The following is a 25680-nucleotide window of genomic DNA, read 5'->3' as shown; positions in this document are numbered from 1 at the left end:
GTGGCGATGGCGCGGGTGAGCGATACGCAGGACGGCCCGGTGGTGCTCAGCAAGGACGGGCTGCCGGGCTGGCTGGAGCCGGTGGCGCGGGTCGTCGACACCGTCGAGCCGTTGCAGCTGAGCCGCTTCCTGCCGCCGAAGGACGGGGCCGGGCGCCAGTCGGCCGTACTGATCCTCTTCGGGGAGGGTGAGCGCGGACCCGAGCTGCTGCTCATGGAGCGGGCCAGCTCCCTGCGGTCGCACGCCGGGCAGCCGTCCTTTCCGGGCGGTGCGCTCGACCCCGAGGACGGCGATCCGGGGACCGACGGGCCGCTGCGGGCCGCCCTGCGCGAGGCCGAGGAGGAGACCGGCCTCGATCCGGGCGGTGTGCAGCTCTTCGGAGTGCTGCCGCGGCTGTACATCCCGGTCAGCGGATTCGTCGTCACCCCGGTGCTGGGCTGGTGGCGTGAGCCGAGCCCGGTCGGCGTCGTCGATCCGAACGAGACCGCCCGCGTCTTCACCGTCCCCGTGGCGGATCTCACGAACCCGGACAACCGTGCCACCACGGTCCACCCCAGCGGCCACCGAGGACCGGCATTTCTGGTCGAATCGGCCCTCGTGTGGGGCTTCACGGCCGGTGTCATCGACCGGCTGCTCCATTTCTCCGGCTGGGAGCGGCCCTGGGACCGGGGGAAGCAGGTCCCGCTCGACTGGCGGTCATGACAGGGTGTCTGCGGTGCTGTGCCGTCCCGGGGGCCTCGTGTCCGCAATGCCGCCGGGTCCATGGCTGACCTGGTGAGCGAAGAATGATGAGGCGAGGCTAGAACCGGTGAACGTGCTGGACATCCTGTTGCTGGTCGCCGCCGTCTGGTTCGCGATCATCGGTTACCGCCAGGGCTTCGTCGTCGGCATCCTGTCGGTGATCGGCTTTCTCGGGGGCGGTCTCGTGGCCGTGTACCTCCTTCCGGTCATCTGGGACGCCCTCACCGACAACGCCGAGGTGAGCACCACCGCGGCCGTCGTCGCCGTCGTCGTCGTCATCGTCTGCGCCTCCATCGGGCAGGCGCTGACCACCCATCTGGGCAACAAGCTGCGCCGCTACATCACCTGGTCGCCGGCCCGTGCGCTGGACGCCACCGGCGGCGCCCTCGTCAACGTCGTGGCGATGCTCCTCGTGGCCTGGCTGATCGGCTCGGCCCTCGCCGGGACGACGCTGCCGACGCTCGGCAAGGAGGTCCGCGGCTCCAAGGTGCTCCTCGGTGTCTCACGGGCGCTGCCCGCCGAGGCCGACACCTGGTTCGCCGACTTCTCCTCCGTCCTCGCGCAGAACGGTTTCCCGCAGGTGTTCAGCCCGTTCTCGAACGAGCCCATCACCGAGGTCCAGCCGCCCGACCCGGCCCTGGCGAACAGCCCGGTGGCCACCCGCGCCCGGCGCTCCATCGTCAAGGTCGTGGGGACGGCCTCCAGTTGCGGCAAGGTTCTGGAGGGCACCGGCTTCGTCTTCTCCGAGCGCCGCGTCATGACCAACGCGCATGTCGTCGGCGGCGTCGACGAACCCACGGTCCAGATAGGCGGCGAGGGCCGGCGGTACGACGCGACAGTCGTCCTGTACGACTGGAAGCGCGACATCGCCGTACTGGACGTGCCCGATCTCGACGCACCCGCGCTGCGGTTCACGGCCACCGACGCCGGGAGCGGCGACGGCGCGATCATCGCGGGCTTCCCGGAGAACGGCGCGTACGACGTACGGGCCGCGCGGGTGCGCGGGCGTCTGCCGGCGAACGGTCCGGACATCTACCACCGCGGCACCGTCAGCCGTGACGTCTACTCCCTGTACACGACCGTGCGCCAGGGCAACTCCGGCGGCCCGCTGCTCACCCCCAAGGGCAAGGTGTACGGCGTGGTCTTCGCCAAGTCCCTCGACGACGCGGACACCGGGTACGCGCTGACCGCGGACGAGATCCGGGAGGACATCGCCAAGGGGCGTACCGCCAAGCAGCAGGTGGACAGCGACAGTTGCGCGCTGTGAGCCCGGTGCCGTGGTGAGCGGGCGCCGCCCGTCAGCCGCGTGGGTGGCGCAGGCGTACCGAGACCCAGCGGGCCCTGCGGCGGAGGATGCGCGGAATCCCCACCCGGGGGTCCGCCACCGGCATCTGCGGGGCGCTGCCTCGCTGGTGGGAGCTCAGCCCGCCGGCCGAGCGCCGATCGCGTGCCGCGTCACTGTAGTCGTGCGTCCAGCCCATACCCCGACGTCTGCCCCCGCCCCAAGGTCGATAACCGCGCCGGAAGGCCCCAATTGGCCTATGCGCCAGGCAATTGGCTGTTCGAAGAACAGGTGTTCAGAACCGGATAGCGGGCGGGCGGGCCGGCCCGGTCACCGGTCGGGCTCGGGGTCCTTCAGCCAGTTGATGAGCTCGGTGGAGAAGGCGACCGGGTCCTCCTCGTGCGGGAAGTGCCCCAGACCGTCGAACAGGCGCCAGCGGTACGGCGCTTCGACGTACTCGCCCGAACCGGCGGCGCTGCGCGTACGCATCACCGGGTCGAGGGAGCCGTGCAGATGCAGCGTCGGCACCCGCACCGGCCGCTTCATCCGGCGGTTGAACTGGATGCCGTCGGGCCGTGCCAGCGAGCGCACCATCCACCGGTACGGCTCGATCGAGCAGTGCGCGGTGGACGGGATGCGGATGGCCCGCCGGTACGTCTCCACCGCCTCGTCGTCCGGCAGGCGCGGACCCGACCAGTCCCGGATCAGCCGGCCGACCAGCGCCCCGTCGTCGGCGGTCAGCTGCCGTTCGGGGATCCAGGGCCGCTGGAACCCCCAGATGTAGGAGCCGGCGCTGGTCTGCTTCACGTCCGAGAGCATCGCCGAACGCCAGCGCCGGGGGTGCGGCATGGACGCGACCGCGAGCCGGCGGACCAGCTTGGGGCGCATCACGGCCGCCGTCCAGGCCAGATAGCCGCCCAGGTCGTGACCGACCAGCGCGGCGTCCGGCTCGCCGAGCGAGCGGACCACACCGGTGATGTCGAGGGCGAGGTTGGCCGGGTCGTAGCCGCGCGGCGTACGGTCGCTGCCGCCGACGCCGCGCAGGTCCATCGCCACGGCACGGAAACCCGCGTCGGCGAGCGCGACGAGCTGGTGCCGCCACGCCCACCAGAACTGCGGGAAGCCGTGCAGCAGCAGGACCAGGGGGCCGTCGCCCATTTCGGCGATGTGGAAGCGCGCGCCGTTCGCGGCGACGTCCCGGTGCGTCCAGGGGCCGTCGAGCCGTACGACCGAGCCGGGCTGTGCCGAAGGGGCGGGATCCGTCATGACGACGAGCGTGCCACAGCCTCGATGGCCGCGGGGGCCCGGTCCTCCAGCTCGGCCGCGGGAGCCGGCCGCGGATGCGGCTTGGCGTTCTGCAGGACGCCCGCCGTCTCCTTCATCGACGACGCGACCTTCTGCGGGCCCTTGCTCCTCTTGGCCTTCTTCGCGAAGACGACGCCGATCAGCGCGAGAACCACCGCGACGAGGACGTTGGCGGCGAAGGACAGCAGGAAGCAGAGCGCCAGGTTCCAGTCGCTCCAGGTCCTGATGCCGTACGCCAAGGCGAAGTTCAGCATCGGCAGCGAGAACACCAGCACCGCGCCCGCCAGCGAGAACGCCCCGCCGCTGGTCGCGCCGCGCTTGACGTCCTGCTTGAGCTGCGCCTTGGCCAGGGCGATCTCGTCATGCACCAGCGCCGACAATTCGGTCGTCGCCGAGGCGAACAGCTGGCCGATGCTGCGTTCGGCGCCGACCGGGCTGCCGTCGGGTGCGCTCATCGCGGTCTCCCTCGTAGTCACGGTTCCGTCTTCCGCCTGACCGAGTACGGTTCCGTCTTTTGTACCGTCCCGTCAGATCATGCCCGACGGTGCCCCTCATCGCCTGCCCTGCCCGCCCCTTCGGCAACCGCGTGGCGTGCGGCGGCCTTCTCCTCGGCGAGCCGGCGGTGCTCGGCGGCCTTGCGTTCGTGCAGGGCGGCCATGCGCAGGTGGTACTCGGGGTCGTCCTGCTCGTAGATGTCCGGCACGCCGGAGGCGTCCTCGTCGCGCTCCTCCTCCTCCCACATCCGGCGGTACTTGGCGTTCCGGACCTTCAGCAGCACGGTCGCGAGAATCGCCGCGATCAGGGAGCCGAGGAGGACGGCCGCCTTGACCTCGTCGGTGAGCGCGGTGTCGCCCGCGAAGGCGAGTTCGTCGATCAGCAGGGAGACGGTGAAGCCGATCCCGGCGAGGGTCGCCACGGCGAACACGTCCGCCCACGCGAGGTCGTCGCTGAGCGAGGCCCGGGTGAAGCGCGCCGTCAGCCAGGTGCCGCCGAAGATGCCGACGGCCTTGCCGACGACCAGCCCGAGCAGCACCCCGAGCGTCTCCGGCTGGGTGAACACGTCGCGCAGCGCTCCCCCGGAGACCACCACCCCGGCGCTGAACAGCGCGAACAGGGGCACGGCCAAGCCCGCCGACAGCGGCCGTACCAGGTGCTCGATGTGCTCGCCCGGAGACTCCTTCTCGCCCTCGTGCCGGGTGCAGCGCAGCATCAGGCCCATGGCGACACCGGCGATCGTGGCGTGGATGCCGCTGTTGTACATCAGCCCCCAGATGACGAGGGCGAGCGGCACGTACACGTACCAGCCGCGTACTCCCCTGCGCAGCAGCAGCCAGAAGACGGCCAGGCCCGCGACGGCGCCGCCGAGCGCGGCGAAGTTCAGCTGCTCGGTGAAGAAGAGCGCGATGATCAGGATGGCGAAGAGGTCGTCGACGACGGCGAGGGTCAGCAGGAACGCGCGCAGCGCGCTCGGCAGCGAGGTGCCGATGACCGCGAGCACGGCCAGAGCGAACGCGATGTCGGTGGCCGTCGGCACGGCCCAGCCCGCCAGCGAGCCGCCGCCGGTGACCACGGTCAGCGTGTACGCGAGGGCCGGTACCGCCATGCCGCACAGCGCCGCGACGACCGGCAGGACGGCCTTGCCGGGGTCCTTGAGATCGCCGGCGACCAGTTCGCGCTTGAGCTCGATCCCGGCGACGAAGAAGAAGATCGCGAGGAGCCCGTCGGCCGCCCAGTGCTCCACGGACAGATGCAGGCCCAGGGCCTCGGGGCCGACGTGGTAGTGCCCGACGCTCTCGTAACTGTCCTGCAGGGCCGGAAGGTTCGCCCACAGCAGGGCGGCGATCGCGGCGACGAGGAGCAGGACGCCGCCGACGGTCTCGGTGCGCAACGCGTCCGCCACGAAATTCCGCTCGGGCAGTGAGAGCCGGCCGAAGGCCTTGCGGGCGGGGGGAGGGGACGCGGCCACGGGGATTACCTCCGGTCGGTGGGCATCACGGAGAACATGCCGACCAGACTTCCCGGCGCACCTATGAACGAGTCTCGCTGCGTTCAGCCTACTCACGGGTGCACGGGGGTGCATCCGGGTCTCATCGTACGAACGCCGAGGGCACCCGGCGCGCCTGGCGCCGGGTGCCCTCGGGGCGTGCTCAGTCCTCGCTGGACGACGTGGGCAGCTTCGCCTGGATGAAGTCCATGACGGTCGAGTCGGTCAGCGTGGTCACATCACCGAGCTGGCGGTTCTCTGCGACGTCCCGCAGCAGCCGGCGCATGATCTTCCCGGAGCGGGTCTTCGGCAGCTCGGCCACCGGCAGGATCCGCTTGGGCTTGGCGATCGGGCCGAGGGTGGTGCCGACGTGGTTGCGCAGGTCGGCGACCAGGTCCTCGGTCTCGGCGGCCGTGCCGCGCAGGATGACGAAGGCCACGATGGCCTGGCCGGTGGTCTCGTCGGCGGCGCCGACGACGGCCGCCTCGGCGACCGACGGGTGGGACACCAGCGCCGACTCCACCTCGGTGGTGGAGATGTTGTGCCCGGACACCAGCATCACGTCGTCGACCCGGCCCAGGAGCCAGATGTCGCCGTCGTCGTCCTTCTTCGCACCGTCACCGGCGAAGTACTTGCCCTCGAAGCGCGACCAGTACGTGTCGATGAACCGCTGGTCGTCGCCCCAGATGGTGCGCAGCATCGACGGCCAGGGCGCGGTCAGGACCAGGTAACCGCCTCCGCCGTCGGGCACCTCGTTCGCCTCATCGTCCACGACGGTCGCGGAGATGCCGGGCAGCGGCCGCTGGGCCGAGCCGGGCTTGGCCTCCGTCACACCGGGCAGCGGCGAGATCATCATGGCGCCGGTCTCGGTCTGCCACCAGGTGTCGACGACCGGGGTGCGGTCGGCGCCGATGTTCTTGCGGTACCAGATCCATGCCTCGGGGTTGATCGGCTCGCCGACCGACCCCAGGACGCGCAGCGAGGACAGGTCGAACTTCGCGGGGATGTCGTCGCCCCACTTCATGAACGTCCGGATGGCCGTCGGCGCCGTGTAGAGGATCGTCACCCCGTACTTCTGCACGATCTCCCAGAAGCGGCCCTGGTGCGGCGTGTCCGGCGTGCCCTCGTACATGACCTGGGTCGCGCCGTTCGCCAGCGGTCCGTACACGATGTACGAGTGACCGGTGACCCAGCCGACGTCCGCGGTGCACCAGTAGACGTCGGTCTCCGGCTTGAGGTCGAAGACGGCGTGGTGCGTGTAGGCGGTCTGGGTGAGGTAGCCGCCGGAGGTGTGCAGGATGCCCTTGGGCTTACCGGTCGTCCCGGACGTGTAGAGGATGAAGAGCGGCTGCTCGGCGCCGAACGCCTCCGCGGTGTGCTCGGCGGACTGCCGGTCGACGACCTCGTGCCACCACACGTCACGGCTGTCGTCCCAGGCCACGTCCTGGCCGGTGCGGCGGACCACGAGCACGTGCTCGACGTTGTCCACCTTGGAGACCGCCTCGTCCACGGCGGGCTTGAGCGCGGACGGCTTGCCGCGCCGGTAGCCGCCGTCGGAGGTGATGACGACCTTGGCGTCGGCGTCCTGGATCCGGGTGGCGAGCGCGTCGGCGGAGAAGCCGCCGAAGACGACCGAGTGGGCGGCGCCGATACGCGCGCACGCCAGCATCGCGACGGCCGTCTCGGGGATCATCGGCAGGTAGACGGCGACCCGGTCACCCTTGCGCACGCCCAGCTCCAGCAGCGCGTTGGCCGCCTTGGAGACCTCGTCCTTGAGCTCGGCGTAGGTGATGGCGCGGCTGTCGCCGGGCTCGCCCTCGAAGTGGATGGCCACCCGGTCGCCGTGTCCGGCCTCGACATGCCGGTCCACGCAGTTGTAGGCGACATTGAGCTCGCCGTCCTTGAACCACTTGGCGAACGGCGGGTTCGACCAGTCCAGTGTCTCGGTCGGCTCCTTGGCCCAGGTCAGGCGGCGGGCCTGCTCGGCCCAGAAGCCGAGCCTGTCAGCCTTGGCCTGTTCATACGCCTCCGCCGTGACGTTGGCGTTGGCAGCCAGGTCGGCGGGGGGTGCGAACCTGCGCTCTTCCTTGAGCAGGTTGGCCAGGCTTTCGTTGCTCACGACATCTCCCTTTCCCAGGGTGTCCGTTGTGTCCCAGGCCACAGCTCATCAGACCCGAGGGCCCGCTGACAAGGGTCGACGGATAATTGGTTTAGACCTGTGCGGCGGGTGTGCACCTGCTGTCGGCGCCGGGGGTCATCCGTTCCCACGGACGCCGTACGCACGCGGTTCAGGTGTGTAATCCCTTTCACACTCCGGCGCCCAGCCCTGTGCGGACCCCCGCACGAGTCGCCCGGACGGCCCCGCCCCTCGCGGCCCCCGCTCCCGCGTCATGCCGCTCACCGGATGCGCGGCCCGCGCCGGCGGGGGCGGGGCCGCGCATCCGCCGGTTCAGGCCGAGAGGTCGGCCGCCCCCACGTGGTCGAACACCTCGTCCTCCCCGCCTTCCGCCAGCAGGTACGCCTGTGCCTCACCGACGTGGAAGTACATCCCGTGCAACTCCAGCTCTCCCGCCCGCAGGGCCCGGCTCACCGAGTCATGGGCGCGCAGATGTTCCAGCTGCTGGATCACATTGGTCAGGCAGAGCTGCTCGACCGCGTCGGCCGCCGCCCGCCCGGCGAGCCTGGCCGTGGGCCAGCTCCCGTCGGCCATCCGGGCGACGCTCGGTCCGCCGTGCCGCAGCCATCTGCGGAGCGGGGTGTCCACGGCGTCCTGGCCGGAGGCGAGCAGGGCCTGCATGGCCCCGCACCCGGAGTGCCCGCACACCGTGACGGACCGCACCCGCAGCACGTCCACCGCGTACTCGATCGCGGCGGCCACCGAGTCGTCCCCGCTCTCCTCGCCGGGAGGCGGGACGAGATTGCCGACGTTGCGGACGACGAACAGGTCACCGGGGCCGCTGCTGGTGATCATCGAGGTGACCAGGCGCGAGTCCGCACAGGTGAGGAACAACTGCGAGGGCTGCTGCCCCTCCCGTGCCAGCCGCGCCAGCTCGCCCCGCACGAGCGGCGCGGTGTTGCGCTGAAACGCACTGATGCCGCGGGCCAGTTGCCGGGCTGTGCCGGTGCTGCCGGTGGCGCCGATCGTCTCGGCCCCGTCGGCGGCTGGGTCGCCGGGGCCGGAGGAGGTCGTCGGAACCATCGGTGTCCCGGCCGATGCGGCGTCCGCGGTGAGTCGGTCGGTGGGCCCGGAGGGATCGGTGTCCCGGGGTGCATGTGTTCCCTCGCCCGTGGTGTCGGGGCGGGCGGGGGTGCTGGTCGGGCGGTCGGAGGTGCTCGTCTCCGGGATGGCGCACTGGTGGTTGCGCCACGGCGTCCACGGGTGGCAGCGGCAGCCGGACACGTCAGGTGTGCCGGGCCTGCCGTCCAGGTGGAAGCCCGCCGATCCCGTCGGTTCGCCGATCCGGACGCCGGCGCGGCGGCCGACCAGTTCGACGGTGCCGCCGTGCGCCGCCTGGGTGTTCTGCCAGTCCTGCAGGGACTCGTACGCGGCGTGGTCCATGAACGAGCCGTCCAACTCCACGACGGCGTGGGCGCCGTGGGGGACGAGATGCAGGGTCCGGCTGAGCCGGGGCACCGCGAGGAACGTCAACTGCCCCCTGACGCGGATGTGATGGACTCCTTCCTCCTCGTGATGTGTGATCCGGGTGCGGGTGAGGCGGTGCAGGGCGACGGCGACGGCCATGCCGATCCCCAGCGTCACGCCTTCGAGGACGCCGACGAACACCACGCCGAGGGTGGTGACGGCGTAGACGAGCACTTCGCGGTGGCGGGTCACCGTGCGGATGTGGTGCAGGGACACCATCTGGATGCCGACGGCCATCACCAGGGCGGCGAGCGAGGCGAGCGGGATGAGCTCGAGGACCGGGACCATCAGCAGCGCGGCGATCACTACGAGAACGCCGTGCAGCATCGTGGAGTTCCTGCTGACGGCGCCGGCGTTCACATTCGCCGTGCTGCGGACCGCCACTCCCGCGATGGGCAGGCCGCCGAGGGCGCCGGAGACGACGTTGGCGGCGCCCTGACCGAGCAGTTCGCGGTCGAGGTCGGCGCGGCCGACGCGGGCGGACAGCTCGGGCCGGGCGGCGACCAGTTTGTCCACGGCGACCGCGCCGAGCAGCGACTGCACGCTGCACACCAGCGTGATCGTGAGCACGGCCGCGATCAGGCCCAGCACGGGGCCTTCGGGGAGACCGGCCAGGGCGTGGCTGCTCCAGGAGGGCAGGTCGACCTTGGGCAGGCTGAACCCGAGGAGTGCCGCGCAGGCGGTGGCCCCGGTGGCGGCGACGAGGGGCGCGGGCACGGCCCGCAGGAGCCGTCCGGCGCGGCCCGGGATGCGGGGCCAGGCCAGCAGCAGCGCGAGGGTCAGCGCGCTCACCGAGAGGGCGGCGGTCTGTACCTGGGCCAGCTGGGCCGGCAGGTCCCGCAGGTTGAGCAGGACCGAGCTGTGCGGGGTGCCGCCGAGCACGATGTGCAGTTGGGCCACGGCGATGGTGACGCCGATGCCGGCGAGCATGCCGTGCACGATGGCCGGGCTCACGGCGAGAGCGCCACGCGCCACGCGCAGGAGTCCGAGGCCCAGCTGGGCGACACCGGCGAGGACGGTGATGGCACAGGTCGTGCGCCACCCGTAGCGCTGGATGAGCTCGGCGGTCACGACGGTGAGCCCGGCGGCGGGGCCGCTGACCTGGAGGGGGGCGCCGCCGAGTCGTCCGACGACGACTCCGCCGACGGCGGCGGCCACGAGGCCGGCCTGGAGGGGGGCGCCGGTGGCGAGGGCGATGCCCAGGGAAAGCGGGAGGGCGATCAGGAAGACCGCGATGGACGCCGATGCGTCGGCGCCGGTGAGGCGGGGGCCGCGGGGCCGGCGCGGCGGACTGTGCGGCTCGTGGCTGTGTTCCTTTCGGTTGGCGTCTTCGTGGCGTGTGGGGGTGCAGGCTGACATGTTCCCGTCTCCTCCGGGGCAGCGCGGTCGCGGATCGTGGGGGCACCTGGCGGTGGGCCAGGGGTCTGTCGCGGCCGTGTGGGCACGGCGTGCAGCGGCGGGTAGTGACAGTCGGTAAACGAATCGTAATGGAGAGTAAAGGGAGGGAATGGAGTGTCCGAGCAAATGGACTAATAAATCCCTCTGAGGGGTGAAGTCGCCGATTAGTCGGCTTGTCGTATTAATTCCACCTTCGACCCGTGCGATCTTTGCGGCGCCGCCGGACCCGAGAGAAGGAAGAAGGTGGAGGGACATGGCCGCCACCCGCAGGACCGCTCCTCACCGCGCCACCGCCACACCCGCCAGGTCGGCCACATCCCGCGGATGCGCCCCACCGCATCGGTCAGCCGTGCCCCGCAGGATCGCCGCGGGCACCGCGATCGCCGCCGTCTGCGCGGCGTCGCTCGCGGGATGCGCGATCGGATCCGACCCGGACGGGCAGGCCGCGCCCGGGCCGCAGAAGCAGAAGCCGGTGGCTCCCGCCCCGAAGAGCGCGATCCGTCTGATCGGCGACGGCTCCACGGCGTACACCGGTGCACAGCCTCATCTGCCGCGGCCGGAGAGGCTGAAGCCGGGCCAGAAGCCGCCGCAGTTCGTGGTGTTCTCGTGGGACGGCGCCGGTGAGGACAGCCAGAGGCTGTTCTCCCACTTCCGCAAGGTCGCCAAGGCCAACAACGCGACCATGACGTACTTCCTCAGCGGCGTGTACATGCTGCCGGAGGACAAGCGCGACCTGTACCGGCCGCCGCAGCACTCCCCGGGCCGCTCGGACATCGGCTTCAACGACCAGCAGGGGATCGCCGACACCGTGCGGCAGCTGCGCCTCGCGTGGCTGGAGGGCAACGAGATCGGCACCCACTTCAACGGGCACTTCTGCGGCAAGGGCGGCGGGGTCGGCGAGTGGTCGGTGAAGGAGTGGAAGGAGGAGATCACCCAGGCCAAGAGGTTCGTGAAGTCCTGGAAGACCAACACCGGGATGGCACAGGCGGACCCCCTGCCCTTCGACTACGACAAGGAACTCATCGGCGCCCGCACCCCCTGCCTGGAAGGCCGCTCGAACTTCGTGAGGGCCGCCCGGGAGATGGGCTTCCGCTACGACTCCAGCGGCGTCAACAACCAGCTCTGGCCCACGGAGAAGGACGGCGTGTGGGACCTGTCGATGCAGCTGGTGCCGTTCCCCGGGCACTCCTACGAACAGCTCACCATGGACTACAACTTCATGGTCAACCAGTCCGGCACCAAGACCCAGGGCGACCCCGCCAAGCGCGAGTTCTGGGGGGACCAGATGCGGGACGGGCTGCTCATGGGCTTCCAGCGGGCGTACCACGGCAACCGCGCCCCCCTGATCATCGGCAACCACTTCGAGTCCTGGAACGGCGGCACCTACATGCGTGCCGTGGAGGAGGTCGTCGAAGCCGTCTGCAACAAGCCCGACGTGCGCTGCGTGTCCTTCCGCCAGCTCGTCGACTGGCTCGACGCCCAGGACCCCGCCACCCTGCGCAAGCTGCGCACGCTGAGCGTCGGCGAGGCCCCGAGGCAGGGCTGGGCGTCCTTCCTGTCGGGCGGTGGGGCCCCGGCTCCGAAGGGAGTGCCGGGGGCGCCGCCGGCCGGGCGGTAGGACCCCGGCCGCCCGGCCGGCTGCGGAGCGGGGCCGGACGGGCGGGCCGGCAGGTCAGGCGGTGGGGGACAGGGAGGATTCCGCCCCGGAGCGCGCGACGAGGTGCTCGCCGAGGACGAACCCGGGGTCGATCTGCGCGGTCAGATCGGCCCCGGTGCGCTCGTTCCCCCAGGACTGGGCGTTCTTCAGGTGGAAGTGCACCATCTGGCGGGTGTAGCGCTCCCAGTCGCGCAGCTCGTACGTGTCGTCGGCGGCTGTCCGCAGACGGTGCAGAGCCGTGTGGTTGGCGTCCTCCAGGAGCTCGAACCGCGGCGGACGGCCCTTCTCCATGGCCCGCACCCAGTCCGAGTGCCCGACCGTCACCAGCAGGTCGTCCCCGACCTCGGAGCGCAGGAAGTCCAGGTCGTCCTGCCCCTGGACCTTGTTCCCGACGACCTTGAGGACGACTCCGTAGTCGCGCGCGTAGTCCCGGTACTGGCGGTAGACGGAGACTCCCTTCCGGGTCGGCTCGGCGACGAGAAACGTGATGTCGAAGCGCGTGAACATCCCGGAGGCGAAGGAGTCCGAGCCCGCCGTCATGTCGACCACGACGTACTCGCCGCGGCCGTCCACCATGTGGTTCAGGAACAGCTCCACCGCTCCCGTCTTGGAGTGGTAGCAGGCGACCCCGAGGTCGGAGTCGGTGAAGGAGCCGGTGACCATCAGACGGACGGCGCCGCCGTCGAGTTCCACCGGCCGGGCGCAGGCGTCGTACACCGGGTTCGGCTCGCGCACCCGCACCAGCCGCGACCCCTCACCCGGCGGAGTCGTCTTGATCATCGTCGCGGCGGACGCGATGCGCGGGTTGTGGCCCCGCAGGTAGTCCTTGATCAGTGGCAGCCGCTCGCCCATCGCGGGGACCGCCGCGGCCTCCCTCTCGTCGAGGCCGAGCGCGGCTCCGAGGTGCTGGTTGATGTCGGCGTCGATGGCGACGACCGGCGCTCCGGCCGCCGCCAGATGGCGGATGAACAGGGAGGACAGCGTCGTCTTTCCGCTGCCGCCCTTCCCGACGAAAGCAATTTTCATGTTCACCAAGAGTAGTCGGAAGATAGCTGTACGTGGCAGGCGTGCCCGAAAGGCCACCCGATCGAGGGGTGGAGGCAGGCGCGTGGCGGGCGAGAAGCCGGACGGGGTGGCGGCCGGATCGCGGGCGGCGCGTAATGTCGTACTCATGAGTACGACAGGCGCGTCCACCGATCCGCTCGCGGCCCTCGGGTCGCTCCCCGGTGTGCCCGAGGCCGTGGAGTCGGTGCGCAAGGCGGTCGACCGGGTGTACGGGCACCGGATCATGCGGCGCCGCAGCAACGAGATCACGTCCGAGGCGGCCCTGCGCGGCGCCCGTGGCTCCGCGGCGCTGTCCGGGGCGGACTGGGCGCTCGAGGAGGTGCGCCGGCGTACCGACTTCAGCGGTGACGACGAGGCGCGCGTGATGGGCGCGGCCCTGCGGCTCACCGCCGAGGCCGGTCAACTGCTGTCCATCTGGCGTCAGTCGCCGCTGCGGGTGCTGGCCCGGCTGCACCTGGTGGCCGCGGCGGACGGTGACGAGCGGGTCGGGCGGCCGCGGCAGGAGGGCGAGGCGGTCGACGAACCGCTGATCGAGCTGCCCCTGCCGAGCGCTGCGGAGGCGCACGGCCGGCTGGAGGGGCTCTCCGAGCTGATCATCGCGGGCGGATCGGCGCCCGCGCTGGTGACGGCCGCCGTCGTGCACGGCGAACTGCTCGCGCTGCGCCCCTTCACCTCCCGCAACGGCCTGGTCGCGCGTACGGCTGAGCGGGTCGTCCTGGTCGGCAGCGGGCTCGACCCGAAGTCGGTGTGCGCCGCCGAGGTGGGGCACGCCGAGCTGGGCCGTGCGGCCTATCTGGCGGCGCTCGACGGCTACGTCTCCGGCACCCCCGAGGGCGTGGCGGCCTGGATCGCCCACTGCGGCAAGGCGGTCGAGCTGGGCGCGCGCGAGTCGACGGCGGTCTGCGAGGCGCTTCAGCGCGGAGCCGCGTGAGCGGCGCTTGGCCGCGTGGCGCGAAGTGAATTCCGTGAGCCGCGTGAGCCGCGGAGAACACGGGCGACGAAATGCGGCGGTACGAGGATTCGTACCGCCGCTGGCATGTTCATCGCGTTACCAAGCGTCCTCGATGTATTGCCCATCAGGTCGGGAACATTGCCCGTCACCTGGTGCGGCTGGCCCGTATTCGACGGGTCGACGTCGCGTGGGTGCTCGATGTCCATGCTCGGTCCGTGGGGCCAAAATGCGTAGCTGAGGTGATCCTCTCGGATGTCCTTGGCTCTCGCGGGCCGTTGAGTCCTTTGTACTCCGAACCGCAACCAAGCGGAAGCCCTCGCTGCAGTTCTTTACTTTTACTCTCAAATATGGGCCAAACGGGCATCGATATCCGCACGTGACGGGAGAGGCGGCGGGCGCGCGGCTCAGGCGAGCGCCGTACGGCGCCGGCTCGCGTACCAGACGAGGCCGGCGGTGGCCGCGGCCGCGCCTATGGCGGCCGCCGCGACCAGGGCGGGCCGCGGCGGTACCGAGAAGGCGGGGAGGCGCTGCTTGAGCCGGACCGGCCGGTGGAAGTCGAGAATCGGCCACCCGCGCGCGAGTGCCTCGCGGCGCAGCGCGCGGTCCGGGTTCACGGCGTGCGGGTGCCCGACGGTCTGCAGCATCGGCAGGTCGGTGGCCGAGTCGCTGTAGGCGTAGCAGCGAGCGAGGTCGTAGCCCTCGGACGCGGCCAGCTCCCGGATCGCCTCGGCCTTGGTCGGGCCGTACGCGTAGTACTCCACCTCTCCGGTGAAGCGGCCGTCGTGGCCGACGACCATGCGCGTCGCCACCACGCGGTCGGCGCCGAGCAGCTCACCGATGGGCTCGACGACCTCGGCACCGGACGTCGACACGATCACGACGTCGCGGCCGGCCGTGTGGTGCTCCTCGATGAGGGACGCTGCCTCGTCGTAGATGATCGGGTCGATGAGGTCGTGCAACGTCTCGGCGACGATCTCTTTGACCTGCTGGACGTTCCAGCCGCGGACCATCGCCGAGAGGTACTCGCGGGTGCGCTCCATCTGGTCGTGGTCCATACCACCCACGCGGAAGACGAACTGCGTATAGGCGGTCCGCAAGGCGGCCCGGCGGTTGATCAGGCCCCCTTGGTAGAACGACTTGCTGAACGTGAGCGTGCTCGACTTCGCAATGACCGTCTTGTCCAGGTCAAAGAAGGCGGCTGTGCGGGGCAAGGAGTGGTTTTCCACGCCCCCGAGCATAGGCGCAGCCCATTCGGCGTAAGGTGGGCGCGTGGGTTTGCTTGAGAAGGCTCTCGGGTACACCATGGAAGTCACGGATCGTTCGCGACCGTGCTAACCCGGTCCGACTCCTCCCCCCCCCGAGTCGGCCGTGGAGACGACCCCCGCTCTCCCCCCCCGGCGGGGGTCGTCGCATGTCCGGGGCCGTTTTCCCCTTATGAGCGTGGCCGCGAGGCCGGAGCCGGGCGGCTGTGGCCGCGCTTTCGGCACGCTTCTGATCCGTGACACTGCGTAATCGTCGCGCCACTGCCGGGAGATCGTCCAGAGATGGGTGCAAGGCTCACCGGTTCGGGTGACGGTCATATTCACAACTACCGAGTTGTCCACAGTTATTGACCAAGATCCACACGATTTGCCGGATCGCTGCATCGTGATTCCGACGCGTCCCGGCGGTCCGACTTCATGGCCGGTTCCGGTTTGTCGGGCGTGATTGGCCGGTTCCTATCGGCCGTTCATGTGGAGGCCGCTTACCGGCTCTTCACACCTTTGGGAATGGCGTGGCCGCGGGGCCGCGCGAGCGATGCAGCGATGGGGGATGGAAACCGTGACCGCAGCCGTCACACACGATCCGCCGGAGCCCGCCTACGAGCGGCCCGGAAAGCCGTTGATCGTCACCGAGGACGCCGATCTGCTCGACGATCTGCTGCGCCTGTGCGCGGCGGCCGGCGCCACACCCGAGGTCCACCACGGGGTGCCCGAGCCCTGGAGCAGCTGGGAGGCCGCGCCGCTCGTGCTCGTCGGCGACGACGCCGCCCGCCGGGTGCGCGGCGCCGGACGCCGGGGCGGTGTGCTCCTCGTCGGCCGTGACCAGGACGACTCGGGGGTCTGGCGCCGGGCCGTCGAGATCGGTGCCGACCATGTCCTGATGCTTCCCGACGGCGAGCAGTGGCTGGTCGACCGGATCGCCGACGTCGCCGAAGGCGTCGGCCGGCCCGCCCTCACCGTCGGGGTCATCGGCGGCCGCGGCGGATCCGGGGCCTCCACGCTCGCGTGTGCCCTCGCCGTGACCGCCGCGCGCGAGGGAGTGCGCACGCTGCTGGTGGACGGCGATCCGCTGGGCGGCGGACTCGACGTCGTCCTCGGTGGGGAGGCGGTGGAGGGCCTGCGCTGGCCGGCCTTCGCCGGCTCACGCGGACGGCTGGGCAGCGGCGCCCTCGAGGAGTCCCTGCCCGAACTGCACTCCCTGCGGGTGCTCAGCTGGGACCGGGGCGACAGCGTCGCCGTTCCTCCGCAGGCGATGCGCGCCGTACTGGCGGCGGCCCGGCGCCGCGGCGGAGCCGTCGTCGTCGACCTGCCCCGCCGGATCGACGACGGTGTCGCCGAAGCCCTGGCCCAGCTCGACGTCGGCATCCTCGTCGTCCCCGCCGAGCTGCGCGCGGTCGCCGCGGCACGGCAGGTGGCCTCGGCGGTCCAACTGCTGCTGAGGGATCTGCGCCTGGCCGTACGAGGGCCCTACCCGCCCGGACTCGACGACCGGGAAGTGGCCCGGCTCCTGGATCTGCCGCTGGTCGGCGAGGTGCCGGTGGACCCGGGGCTGGTGCGGCCCCACGAGCACAGGGAGCCGCCCGGCGCGGCGGCGCGGAGTCCGCTCGCCCGCTTCTGCCGGGAGTTCTGGGAGCGCGCGCTGTGCGAGGCGAGGGCGGCGTGAGGGGCGACATGGAGAGGAGGGCTGAGCCGGTGGGAGAGGTAGGCGGTGGCCGGGTGAGTGCGGACGCGGCGTGCGGGGGCGCGGGCATGGTGTCGGCAGTGAGTGTGAGTGTGGGTGCGGGTGCGGGTGCACGGGCACGGGTGCCTCGTTGGGCGGTGAGTGGTCCTGGTCGGCGGCCGGGGCAGGTGGGCTTGAGAGGGGTGCCGGAAGGTTCGGAAGGGTGGGCCGGGGGCGCCGGTGGGGTGCCTGCCCGGACGGCAGTCGGTGAAGTGGGAGCCCGGCCGGGTGACATGGCGGTCGCGCCCGGTGGGCGCTGGGCGCCGAGCGGAGCCGGCGGGGCGGCGGACATGCCGGCGGGGCTGCTCGACGGGGTGCGGCAGTGGCTGGCGGAGAGCGGGGCCGAGCCGACTCCGGCCCGGGTCGCGCAGGCACTGCGGGAACAGGGCAGGGTGCTGGGCGACGCCGAAGTGCTCGGTGCGGCCGAGCGGTTACGGTCCGAGCTGGTCGGAAGCGGCCCGCTGGAGCCGCTGCTCGCCGATCCCGCCGTCACCGACGTGCTGGTCTCGGCACCGGACCGGGTCTGGGTCGACCGGGGCGGGGGCCTGGAGCTGACCTCCGTGTCCTTCCCCGACGCGGCCGCCGTACGACGTCTCGCTCAGCGCCTCGCCGCGGTGGCCGGCCGGCGCCTGGACGACGCCCGGCCCTGGGTGGACGCCCGGCTGCCCGATGGGACCCGTCTGCACGCGGTGCTCCCACCGGTGGCCGTGGGGTGTGCCTGTCTGTCGCTTCGAGTGGCGCGGCCACGGGCGTTCAGGCTCGACGAACTGGTCGCTGCGGGGACGGTGCCGCCGGGCGGGGACAGGGTGCTGCGGGCCCTGGTCGGCACGCGGTTGTCCTTCCTCATCAGCGGGGGGACCGGCAGCGGCAAGACGACGCTGCTGAGCGCCCTGCTGGGGCTGGTCGGGCCGGACGAGCGGATCGTGCTCGCCGAGGACTCGGCGGAGCTCAAGCCGGACCATCCCCATGTCGTACGGCTGGAGAGCCGGCCCGCCAACCAGGAGGGAGCCGGACTGGTCACCCTGGAGGACCTGGTGCGCCAGGCGTTGCGGATGCGGCCGGACCGGCTGGTCGTGGGCGAGGTGCGCGGACCCGAGGTGGTGCATCTGCTCGCCGCCCTGAACACGGGTCATGAGGGCGGCTGCGGGACGGTCCACGCCAACGCGGCCGCCGATGTGCCCGCCCGTCTCGAAGCCCTCGGGACGGCGGCGGGGCTCGACCGGGCTGCCCTGCACAGCCAGTTGGACGCCGCGTTGTCGGTCGTCCTCCATCTTGTACGGGACCGGGCCGGGCGTCGGCGGATCGCCGAGGTGCACGTGCTGGAGCGGGACCCGGCCGGGCTGGTGCGGACCGTGCCGGCGCTGCGCTGGGCACCGGAGGGGTTCGTGGCCGAGCGGGGCTGGGAGCGGCTCCAGCCGCTGCTGCGCGGGGGCGGTGACATCAGGAGTGGCGCAGGTGGAAGCCATGGGTGAGCTGGCCTCCGGCGCGCTGGACGGGTTGGGCGCGGCCGGTGTGTGCCTCGGAGCGGCGGCCGTCTGTCTGGTGGGCGGGCGGGACCAGGGTGTGCGGCGGGCTCGGGTGCTGCTCGCGGGCGGTGACGGTCTGGACGCCGGGCCGTCCGACTGGCGACGGGTGGCCGGGACACTGCGCCGGGTGCGGGGGCGCCTGAGAGCCGAGGGGTGGGCTCTGGTCGCCGGTCTGGTGCTGGCGGTGCTCGGGTCGTCGGTGCTGCCGCTGGTCGCGGGGGCGGGCGGGGTGCCGTTGCTGAGGCGGATGCGGCTGGCCCAGGAGGCGCGGCGCGCGCGTGAACTGCGCGCAGGTGCGGTGATCGCGCTGTGCGGGGCACTGGCCGGTGAGGTGCGGGCGGGGCGGCAGCCGGGTGAGGCGTTGCTGCGGGCGGCGCGTGACTCCGGCGGGCTCGGCGCGGCGCAGTCCGCCGTGCTGGCGGCGGCGCGGTTCGGCGGTGATGTGCCCGGCGCGCTCGCCTCCGCGGCGCGGCAGCCCGGTGCCGAAGGGCTGTCGGGGCTGGGCGCGTGCTGGCGGGTTGCCGTCGACCAGGGCGCCGGTCTCGCGGCCGGACTGGACCGGCTGGAGGCGGCACTCCGCGCGGAGCGCGATCAACGTGCCGATCTGCGCGCCCAGTTGGCGGGCGCCAGATCGACGGTGGTGATGCTCGCCGGTCTGCCGGTGCTCGGGCTGTTGCTCGGTGCGGCCATGGGCGCGGATCCACTGCACGTGCTGCTGCACACCGGCGCGGGATTCGGGTGCCTGGCAGTCGGCGCCGTGCTGGAAGGGGCCGGTATGTGGTGGGCGGCCCGCATCGTGCGGGGAGCGGAGGCGGGGTGAGGCGGCGACGCGGGGTTTCGACGCGAAGGAGGCAGTGGTGTGAGCGGGGAAGTTGTCCACAGGCTGGGGATGGTTGTGGGGGCGGCGCTGATCGCCGGTTGGCTGGTGCGGTGGTGGGCGGACGTCCGCCGGGAGCGCCGGGTCAGGGGGCGGCTGGTAGGCCTGATGAGAAGAGCCGACCTGGTGCCGGTTCGCAGACGGCTCGACGTCCGGCGCGGGATGCGGCGGTGGGCTCCTGTGGCGGCTGTCGGGACTGCCGGTTGGGCCCTGGTGGGCGGTCTGGCAGGGCTGCTGGTCGGGTCGGCCGGGGCCGTCGGCCTGTGGTGGTGGCGTCGGAGGCAGGGCGCCGGCGGAGGTGCGGCGGGCCCGGAGGTGGACGCGGTCGACGCGAGTGAGGTGTCAGGTCGACTTCCGCTCGCCGCCGATCTGTTGGCGGCTTGTATCGCCGCCGGCGCCAGTCCGGTGATCGCGGCGCAGGCCGTGGGCGAGGCGTTGGGCGGTCCGGTCGGCGATGCGCTGGCGAGGGGCGCCGCGGAATGCCGACTCGGTGGTGAACCGGGCGACGCCTGGCGGCGGTTGGCCTCCATGCCGGGCGCCGCGGCGCTGGCACGGCTGCTGGAACGCGCCGGCGTCTCCGGTCTCCCGGCGGCCGCACCGGTCGCACGGCTCGCGGCGGAGGCCCGCGCCGACTGGACGCGTGCGGCGACGGAGCGGGCCAGGCGGGCGGCCGTCATGGTCACCGCGCCGGTGGGCCTGTGCTTCCTGCCCGCGTTCATCGCGGTCGGGGTGGCGCCCGTGGTGATCGGGCTGGCGGGCGGCGTGTTGGGAGGAGGCGGCACGTGACGGTGTGAACGATGCGGACGCGCGGCGCGCGGCGAGAGTGCGTCGAGCGCGGATGTGTGTGGGACCTGGATCGACAGAAGCGGACCTTACGGGGGTTACGGATGTTCAAGGCGGTATGGGTACGGATGGCGGCCCTGGTGGGCAGGGCGCGGGCGGCGCGGAGGGACGCGGGGATGGTCACTTCCGAGTACGCGATGGGCATCGTGGCGGCGGTGGCCTTCGCCGTGGTGCTCTACAAGGTCGTGACGAGCGGGGAGGTCAGTGCGGAGCTCCAGGGCATCGTGAAGCGGGCGCTCGATGGCGGGGCGTGAGGGGGATGCCGGACGCGGGCCGGGCAGTCGTCCGGCCCGCGGGGCCCCCGTGGGAGGCAGGGAGGGCCGGTCGAGGGGGCCGGTCGGCGCCCTGGGTTCGGACCGGGGGTTCGTGACGGCCGAGTCGGCTGTCGTGCTGCCGGTGCTCGTGATGTTCGCCATGGCGCTGGTGTGGGGTCTGCTCGTGGTCGCGGCGCAGATCCAGTGCGTGGACGCGGCCCGCACCGGGGCCCGCGCGGCAGCCCGGCAGGAACCTGACGACTCCGTCATCGAGGTGGCCGGCGACGTGGCACCGAACGGTGCGAAGGTCACGGTCGCCCGGGAAGGGGGCGTGGTCCGTGTGGTCGTGGTGGCCAGACCGCCCGTGCTGAGCAGGCTCCCCTTGGAGGTGCGGGAGGAGGCCGTGGCGGCGGCGGAGGAGATGGTGGGGGTGGAGCCGTGAGCGCGGGGGACGGACGAGGGCGGAGGCGCGTCGCCGAGGCGTACCGCACAGGTCCCGGCTCCGATCGGGGTTCGGCCACCGCCTGGAGCCTCGGCCTGATCGCCGTCCTGTGCGTCGTGTTCGGCGTAGTGCTGGCCCTCGGGCAGGCGGTGGTGATCCGGCACCGTGCGGCGGGCGGTGCGGATCTGGCCGCCCTCGCGGCGGCGGACCACTGGGCGGAGGGCACCGCCGGGGCCTGCGCCCGGGCGGAGCGGATCGCCGAGGCGACCGGGGCACACCTGGTGCGGTGCGTGGTTGTGGGCGACGTGTCCGACGTGACAGCGACGTCCGGGCGGGGGCCCTTCACCGCAGAGGTCAGGGCCCGGGCGGGTCCCGGGAGACCGATCGGGCCTGGAGGAGCCGGCTTCCCTGAGGGATCGGATGGGCCCGGCGCGCCAGAGGGAGGAGGCCCGCCGGGCGGCGTGGAGCCGTAGAAGCCTCCCGGGGGGAGCGACCGCGGGTACTGACACCCACCGCCTACGCTCGCGCCTCCTCCTCGTCCGGGGCCGGAGGGTCCCCGCGGTCGAAGCCGAGGTGGTCCCCCGTCCGGAGCCGGTGTGGTTCCCGCGTCCGGAACCGAAGAGGTCCCCGTTCGGAGCGGTATGGGCGCCCCCCTCTGGAGCGGTAGGGGCGCCCGAGGCGGAAGCCGCTCCCTCGCCGTCGGCCGCCTCGCCGGCAGCGACCGCGGGCATTGACGTCCACCGCCTACGCCCGCGCCTCCTCCTCGTCCGGAGCCGGAGGGGTCCCCGCGGTCGAAGCCGAAGTGGTTCCCTCGTCCGCAGCCGGTGTGGTCCCCGCGGCCGGATCCGACGAGGTCCCCCCGTCCGGAGCCGGAGCGGTCCCCGAGGCCGAAGCCGAAGAGTTCCCCCCGTCCGGAGCGATCAGGGCGCCCGAGGCCGAAGTCGCTCCCTTGCCGTCGGCCGCCTCGCCGGCCGCGCCCTGCGCCCCGGCCGCGCCCTGCGCCCGGGCCTCCCTCTGCGCCCCGGCCTCCCCCTCCGCCGCCCCCCGCAGCAGCACCGTCAGCAGCCGTACGGCCCCCCGCTTGTGCAGTGGGTCGTTGCCGTTGCCGCACTTGGGGGACTGGATGCAGGACGGGCAGCCGGCCTCGCACTCGCAGGAGGCGATGGCCTCGCGGGTGGCCGTCAGCCAGGCGCGGGCCGTGTGGAAGGCGCGCTCCGCGAAGCCCGCGCCGCCGGGGTGGCCGTCGTAGACGAAGACCGTCGGGAGCAGCGTGTCGGGGTGCAGCGGGATCGACACGCCGCCGATGTCCCAGCGGTCGCAGGTGGCGAAGAGGGGCAGCAGGCCGATCGAGGCGTGTTCGGCGGCGTGCAGGGCGCCGCCGAGGATCTCCGGGTTGATCCGGGCCTCGTCCAGTTGATCCTCGGTGACCGTCCACCACACAGCGCGGGTGCGCAGCGTCCGGGGAGGGAGGTCGAGTTTCGTCTCGCCCAGTACTTCGCCGGTGATCAGCCGGCGCCGCAGGAAGGAGACCACCTGGTTGGTGACCTCGACGGAGCCGTAGCAGAGGCGGCCGTCGCCCCACGGGATCTCGGTCTCGGTCTCGAGGACGGAGATCGCCGTCGTGTCCCGGGCGACCGTGGAGTACGACGGGGACGCCTGTTCGACCAGGGCGACCGAGTCCTCGAGGTCGAGGGAGCGGACGAGGTAGGTGCGGCCCTGGTGCAGATGGACCGCGCCCTCGTGCACGCTCGTGTGCGCGGCGCCCGCGTCGACGGTGCCGAGAAGTCGGCCCGTGCCGGCCTCGACGACCTGGACCGGGCGGCCGCCCTCGCCGCGGATGTCGGTGAGGTCGGCGGCCCGTTCCCGGCGGGTCCAGTGCCACGCCCTGGTGCGGCGGCGCAGCAGCTTCGCGGACTCCAGCTGGGGCAGCAGCCCCTCGGCCTCCGGACCGAAGAGGACCAGGTCCTCTTCGGTGAGGGGGATCTCGGCGGCTGCCGCGCACAGGTGGGGTGCGAGGACGTACGGGTTGTCGGGGTCGAGGACCGTCGACTCCACCGGGCGGTCGAAGAGGGCCTCCGGGTGGTGGACGAGGTAGGTGTCCAGCGGGTCGTCGCGGGCGACCAGGACGGCCAGCGCGCCCTGACCGGAGCGGCCGGCCCGCCCGGCCTGCTGCCACAGGGAGGCGCGGGTGCCCGGGTAGCCGGCGATCAGGACGGCGTCCAGGCCGGAGACGTCGATGCCGAGTTCCAGGGCGGTGGTGGCGGACAGGCCGAGGAGTTCGCCGGAGTGCAGGGCCTGCTCCAGGGCGCGGCGCTCCTCGGGGAGGTAGCCGCCCCGGTAGGCCGCGACACGCCCGGCGAGCGAACGATCGACCTCGGCGAGCCGTTCCTGCGCGATGACCGAGATGAGCTCGGCGCCGCGCCGGGAGCGGACGAAGGCGACCGAGCGGATGCCCTGCACCGCGAGGTCGGTCAGGAGGTCCGCCGTCTCGGCGGTGGCGGTACGCCGGACGGGTGCGCCCTTCTCGCCCCGGAGCTCGGTGAGCGGCGGCTCCCAGAGGGCGAAGACGAGTTCGCCGCGCGGGGAGGCGTCGTCGGCGATCTCCACCACCGGCAGCCCGGTCAGGCGCCGCGCGGCGACGGCGGGCTCGGCGGCGGTGGCGGAGGCCAGCAGGAAGACGGGGGAGGAGCCGTAGCGGGCGCACAGGCGGCGCAGACGCCGCAGCACCTGGGCGACGTGGGAGCCGAAGACACCGCGGTAGGTGTGGCACTCGTCGATGACGACGTACTTCAGCGCCTTCAGGAAGGAGGACCAGCGAGGGTGGGACGGGAGTATGCCCCGGTGGAGCATGTCGGGGTTGGTGAGGACGTAGTTCGCGTACTGGCGGATCCACTCGCGTTCCTCGAACGGCGTATCGCCGTCGTACACGGCCGGCCGTACCGAATTGCCCAGCGGATGTGAAAGTTCCTTCACGGAGCGGCACTGGTCCGCCGCGAGGGCCTTCGTCGGCGACAGGTACAGGGTGGTGGCGCCGCGTCCGTTCGGGGCCTCGGAGCCGTCCAGGAGGGTGGAGAGGACCGGGACGAGGTACGCGAGGGACTTGCCGGAGGCGGTGCCCGTGGCGACGACCACGGACTCGCCGTCGAGGGCGTGCTCGGCGGCGCGTGCCTGGTGGGCCCAGGGATGTTCGATCCCGGCGCTCTGCACGGCGGCGACGACCTCGGCGCGGATCCGGTCGGGCCAGACGGCATGGCGGCCCGCTCGCGGGGGCACATGCTCCGTATGAGTGATGCGCGAAGCCCGGCTCGGCCCCGAGGCGAGTCGGCCCAGCACGGCACCCGGGTCCACCCGGGAAGCGGGGCCCGTCGGGGATCGATCGGATCGGTGATTCTTGGCCATCGGCACCGAGTGTGTCACCGGCGTGACGGACAATGGGACCAAGGCGTCGTGCACGCCTGCCGGTAAGTGATTGAATGCCATCGCGGCTGGCGAACCGACCTTGGGTTGCAAGCCGAGGTGTCCCGAGGGGCGACCGCTCGATAGCAAGGTGCTGGAGGATCCGTGGACCTGTCCCTGTCGACCCGTACCGTCGGCGATCGTACGGTCGTCGAGGTCGGTGGCGAAATCGACGTATATACCGCGCCCAAGCTGCGCGAGCAGCTGGTCGAGCTGGTGAACGACGGGAATTTCCACCTCGTCGTCGACATGGAGGGCGTGGACTTCCTCGACTCCACCGGGCTCGGCGTGCTGGTCGGCGGCCTGAAGCGTGTGCGTGCCCATGAGGGCTCCCTGCGCCTGGTCTGCAACCAGGAGCGCATTCTCAAGATTTTCCGTATCACCGGCCTCACCAAGGTGTTCCCGATCCACACCTCGGTCGAGGAAGCGGTGGCGGCGACCGACTGAGTCACCGCACGCCCGGGGGGCGCGGTGACGCGTGCCCGGGGTGGGAGAAGTGGTAGGAGACGGGGGACTGGGCTTTCGGCGGCCCGGTCCCCCTGACAGCACGCCCGAAGTTCCGAGGGGGATGCATGGCCACCGTTGAACTCCGCTTCAGCGCGCTGCCCGAGCACGTCAGGACCGCCCGTCTGGTGGCGGCAGCGGTGGCGCGCAGGGCCGGAGTGGAGGAGGCCGTCCTGGACGAGGTCAGGCTCGCCGTGGGCGAGGCGTGCAGCCGTGCCGTCGGACTGCACCAGAGCGTCGGCATCACGGCGCCGGTGAAGGTGTCGCTGATCGAGGAGGAGAAACAGTTCTCCATCGAGGTCGGCGACGAGGCCCCGCACACCGTTCCCGGTGAGGGGAGCGCTGGTGCCGGCGGCGACGAGGTCGACGCCGAGGAGGACGAGATGGGTCTCGCGGTCATCAGCGGACTCGTCGACGACGTCGAGGTCTCGGCGGGCGAGCACGGCGGACTCATCCGTATGACGTGGCCGACCGCGCCGCAGACCGTGGTGCTGCCCTGAAGCATCCGCACACTTCTTCCGAAGGGGCCCTGCTGAGCAGGGCCCCTTCGTGTTTTATCGTATGGCGGCCGCGAATTCGTGAAGGAATTCACGATCGATAGTCCGATCATTGATCAAGGTCGCGATCATCCGATCAAGGGTCAATCGGGGCGTCAATGGTTTTGGGGCATTAGCACTTTCGGGTTCTCTGGCCGGATGTCGATCATTTGCTGAACGGCATGTGAAGGCCGATTCCGTTTACCGCCATCTGTTTTGATCAGGTTCCGGTA

22 protein-coding genes are annotated in these 25680 nt (G+C 72.0%); 13 read left to right on the top strand and 9 right to left on the bottom strand.

What is annotated here, in order from left to right:
- Positions 1-6: 6 nt before the first annotated feature.
- The gene (locus ABZ899_RS14695) at positions 7-702 is read left to right on the top strand and encodes a CoA pyrophosphatase (RefSeq protein WP_361345475.1); all 696 of its coding nucleotides are present in this window, start codon (positions 7-9) and stop codon (positions 700-702) included.
- Positions 703-808: 106 nt separating this feature from the next.
- Positions 809-2008: a MarP family serine protease gene (locus ABZ899_RS14690; protein WP_361345473.1), complete on the top strand. Its 1200-nt coding sequence runs from the start codon at positions 809-811 to the stop codon at positions 2006-2008.
- Between the two features lie 31 nt (positions 2009-2039).
- Here the strand turns inward: ABZ899_RS14690 and ABZ899_RS14685 are convergent, their stop codons facing one another.
- The 6 genes from ABZ899_RS14685 to ABZ899_RS14660 form a co-directional block, all read right to left on the bottom strand.
- Positions 2040-2222 (bottom strand): hypothetical protein, encoded by a 183-nt coding sequence (locus tag ABZ899_RS14685; protein WP_361345471.1) that lies wholly within the window; start codon positions 2220-2222, stop codon positions 2040-2042.
- Positions 2223-2353: 131 nt separating this feature from the next.
- Positions 2354-3289: an alpha/beta hydrolase gene (locus ABZ899_RS14680; RefSeq protein ID WP_361345469.1), complete on the bottom strand. Its 936-nt coding sequence runs from the start codon at positions 3287-3289 to the stop codon at positions 2354-2356.
- Entirely contained in the window at positions 3286-3783 is a 498-nt protein-coding gene (locus tag ABZ899_RS14675; protein WP_361345468.1) for a phage holin family protein, read from the bottom strand. Before ABZ899_RS14675 ends, ABZ899_RS14680 begins: the two co-directional genes overlap by 4 nt.
- A gap of 77 nt (positions 3784-3860) precedes the next feature.
- Positions 3861-5294, bottom strand: coding sequence for a Na+/H+ antiporter NhaA (gene nhaA, locus ABZ899_RS14670; RefSeq protein WP_361345466.1), 1434 nt, complete (start codon positions 5292-5294; stop codon positions 3861-3863).
- Between the two features lie 181 nt (positions 5295-5475).
- On the bottom strand, positions 5476-7431 hold the full coding sequence (acs, locus tag ABZ899_RS14665; protein ID WP_361345464.1) for an acetate--CoA ligase: 1956 nt from the start codon (positions 7429-7431) through the stop codon (positions 5476-5478).
- A 330-nt stretch (positions 7432-7761) separates the two neighbouring features.
- Complete coding sequence (locus ABZ899_RS14660; RefSeq protein ID WP_361345463.1) at positions 7762-10314, bottom strand: SulP family inorganic anion transporter; 2553 nt, start codon at positions 10312-10314, stop codon at positions 7762-7764.
- A 388-nt stretch (positions 10315-10702) separates the two neighbouring features.
- Here ABZ899_RS14660 and ABZ899_RS14655 point away from each other — a divergent pair, with 388 nt between their 5' ends.
- Complete coding sequence (locus ABZ899_RS14655) at positions 10703-11971, top strand: hypothetical protein (RefSeq protein ID WP_361345461.1); 1269 nt, start codon at positions 10703-10705, stop codon at positions 11969-11971.
- A 54-nt stretch (positions 11972-12025) separates the two neighbouring features.
- On the opposite strand, the gene ABZ899_RS14650 is transcribed toward ABZ899_RS14655, so the two are convergent.
- Positions 12026-13036: an ATP-binding protein gene (locus tag ABZ899_RS14650; RefSeq protein ID WP_361345459.1), complete on the bottom strand. Its 1011-nt coding sequence runs from the start codon at positions 13034-13036 to the stop codon at positions 12026-12028.
- A gap of 145 nt (positions 13037-13181) precedes the next feature.
- Between ABZ899_RS14650 and ABZ899_RS14645 the strand changes: the two genes are divergently transcribed.
- A complete protein-coding gene (locus ABZ899_RS14645) occupies positions 13182-14006 on the top strand; it encodes an oxidoreductase (protein WP_361345457.1) in 825 nt (274 codons plus the stop codon).
- A 425-nt stretch (positions 14007-14431) separates the two neighbouring features.
- Here the strand turns inward: ABZ899_RS14645 and ABZ899_RS14640 are convergent, their stop codons facing one another.
- Positions 14432-15265: an HAD family hydrolase gene (locus ABZ899_RS14640; RefSeq protein ID WP_361345455.1), complete on the bottom strand. Its 834-nt coding sequence runs from the start codon at positions 15263-15265 to the stop codon at positions 14432-14434.
- 574 nt (positions 15266-15839) lie between these two features.
- Here ABZ899_RS14640 and ssd point away from each other — a divergent pair.
- The 7 genes from ssd to ABZ899_RS14605 all read left to right on the top strand — a co-directional run bounded on the left by ssd (position 15840) and on the right by ABZ899_RS14605 (position 21424).
- The gene (gene ssd / locus ABZ899_RS14635; RefSeq protein ID WP_361345453.1) at positions 15840-16952 is read left to right on the top strand and encodes a septum site-determining protein Ssd; all 1113 of its coding nucleotides are present in this window, start codon (positions 15840-15842) and stop codon (positions 16950-16952) included.
- A gap of 347 nt (positions 16953-17299) precedes the next feature.
- A complete protein-coding gene (locus ABZ899_RS14630; protein WP_361345788.1) occupies positions 17300-18481 on the top strand; it encodes a TadA family conjugal transfer-associated ATPase in 1182 nt (393 codons plus the stop codon).
- The gene (locus ABZ899_RS14625) at positions 18474-19355 is read left to right on the top strand and encodes a type II secretion system F family protein (protein WP_361345451.1); all 882 of its coding nucleotides are present in this window, start codon (positions 18474-18476) and stop codon (positions 19353-19355) included. Before ABZ899_RS14630 ends, ABZ899_RS14625 begins: the two co-directional genes overlap by 8 nt.
- Before the next feature lie 39 nt (positions 19356-19394).
- Positions 19395-20198: a type II secretion system F family protein gene (locus tag ABZ899_RS14620; RefSeq protein ID WP_361345449.1), complete on the top strand. Its 804-nt coding sequence runs from the start codon at positions 19395-19397 to the stop codon at positions 20196-20198.
- 101 nt (positions 20199-20299) lie between these two features.
- Positions 20300-20509 carry a DUF4244 domain-containing protein gene (locus ABZ899_RS14615; protein WP_361345447.1) on the top strand — a complete coding sequence of 70 codons (210 nt, stop codon included), beginning with the start codon at positions 20300-20302 and terminating at the stop codon, positions 20507-20509.
- 49 nt (positions 20510-20558) lie between these two features.
- Positions 20559-20951, top strand: coding sequence for a TadE family type IV pilus minor pilin (locus tag ABZ899_RS14610; RefSeq protein ID WP_361345445.1), 393 nt, complete (start codon positions 20559-20561; stop codon positions 20949-20951).
- Positions 20948-21424 (top strand): Rv3654c family TadE-like protein, encoded by a 477-nt coding sequence (locus ABZ899_RS14605; protein ID WP_361345443.1) that lies wholly within the window; start codon positions 20948-20950, stop codon positions 21422-21424. Before ABZ899_RS14610 ends, ABZ899_RS14605 begins: the two co-directional genes overlap by 4 nt.
- Before the next feature lie 271 nt (positions 21425-21695).
- On the opposite strand, the gene ABZ899_RS14600 is transcribed toward ABZ899_RS14605, so the two are convergent.
- Positions 21696-24431, bottom strand: a complete 2736-nt coding sequence (locus ABZ899_RS14600) for a DEAD/DEAH box helicase (protein WP_361345441.1) — start codon at positions 24429-24431, stop codon at positions 21696-21698.
- Positions 24432-24512: 81 nt separating this feature from the next.
- Between ABZ899_RS14600 and bldG the strand changes: the two genes are divergently transcribed.
- On the top strand, positions 24513-24854 hold the full coding sequence (bldG, locus tag ABZ899_RS14595) for an anti-sigma factor antagonist BldG (RefSeq protein ID WP_010986038.1): 342 nt from the start codon (positions 24513-24515) through the stop codon (positions 24852-24854).
- Between the two features lie 125 nt (positions 24855-24979).
- Positions 24980-25411: an ATP-binding protein gene (locus tag ABZ899_RS14590; protein WP_361345439.1), complete on the top strand. Its 432-nt coding sequence runs from the start codon at positions 24980-24982 to the stop codon at positions 25409-25411.
- Positions 25412-25680: the final 269 nt, after the last annotated feature.

The sequence above is a fragment of the Streptomyces sp. NPDC046859 genome (assembly GCF_040645135.1).
GTDB lineage: Bacteria > Actinomycetota > Actinomycetes > Streptomycetales > Streptomycetaceae > Streptomyces.
Note: the sequence above shows the minus strand (reverse complement) of the source record. Positions and strands in the feature narration are given on the sequence as shown.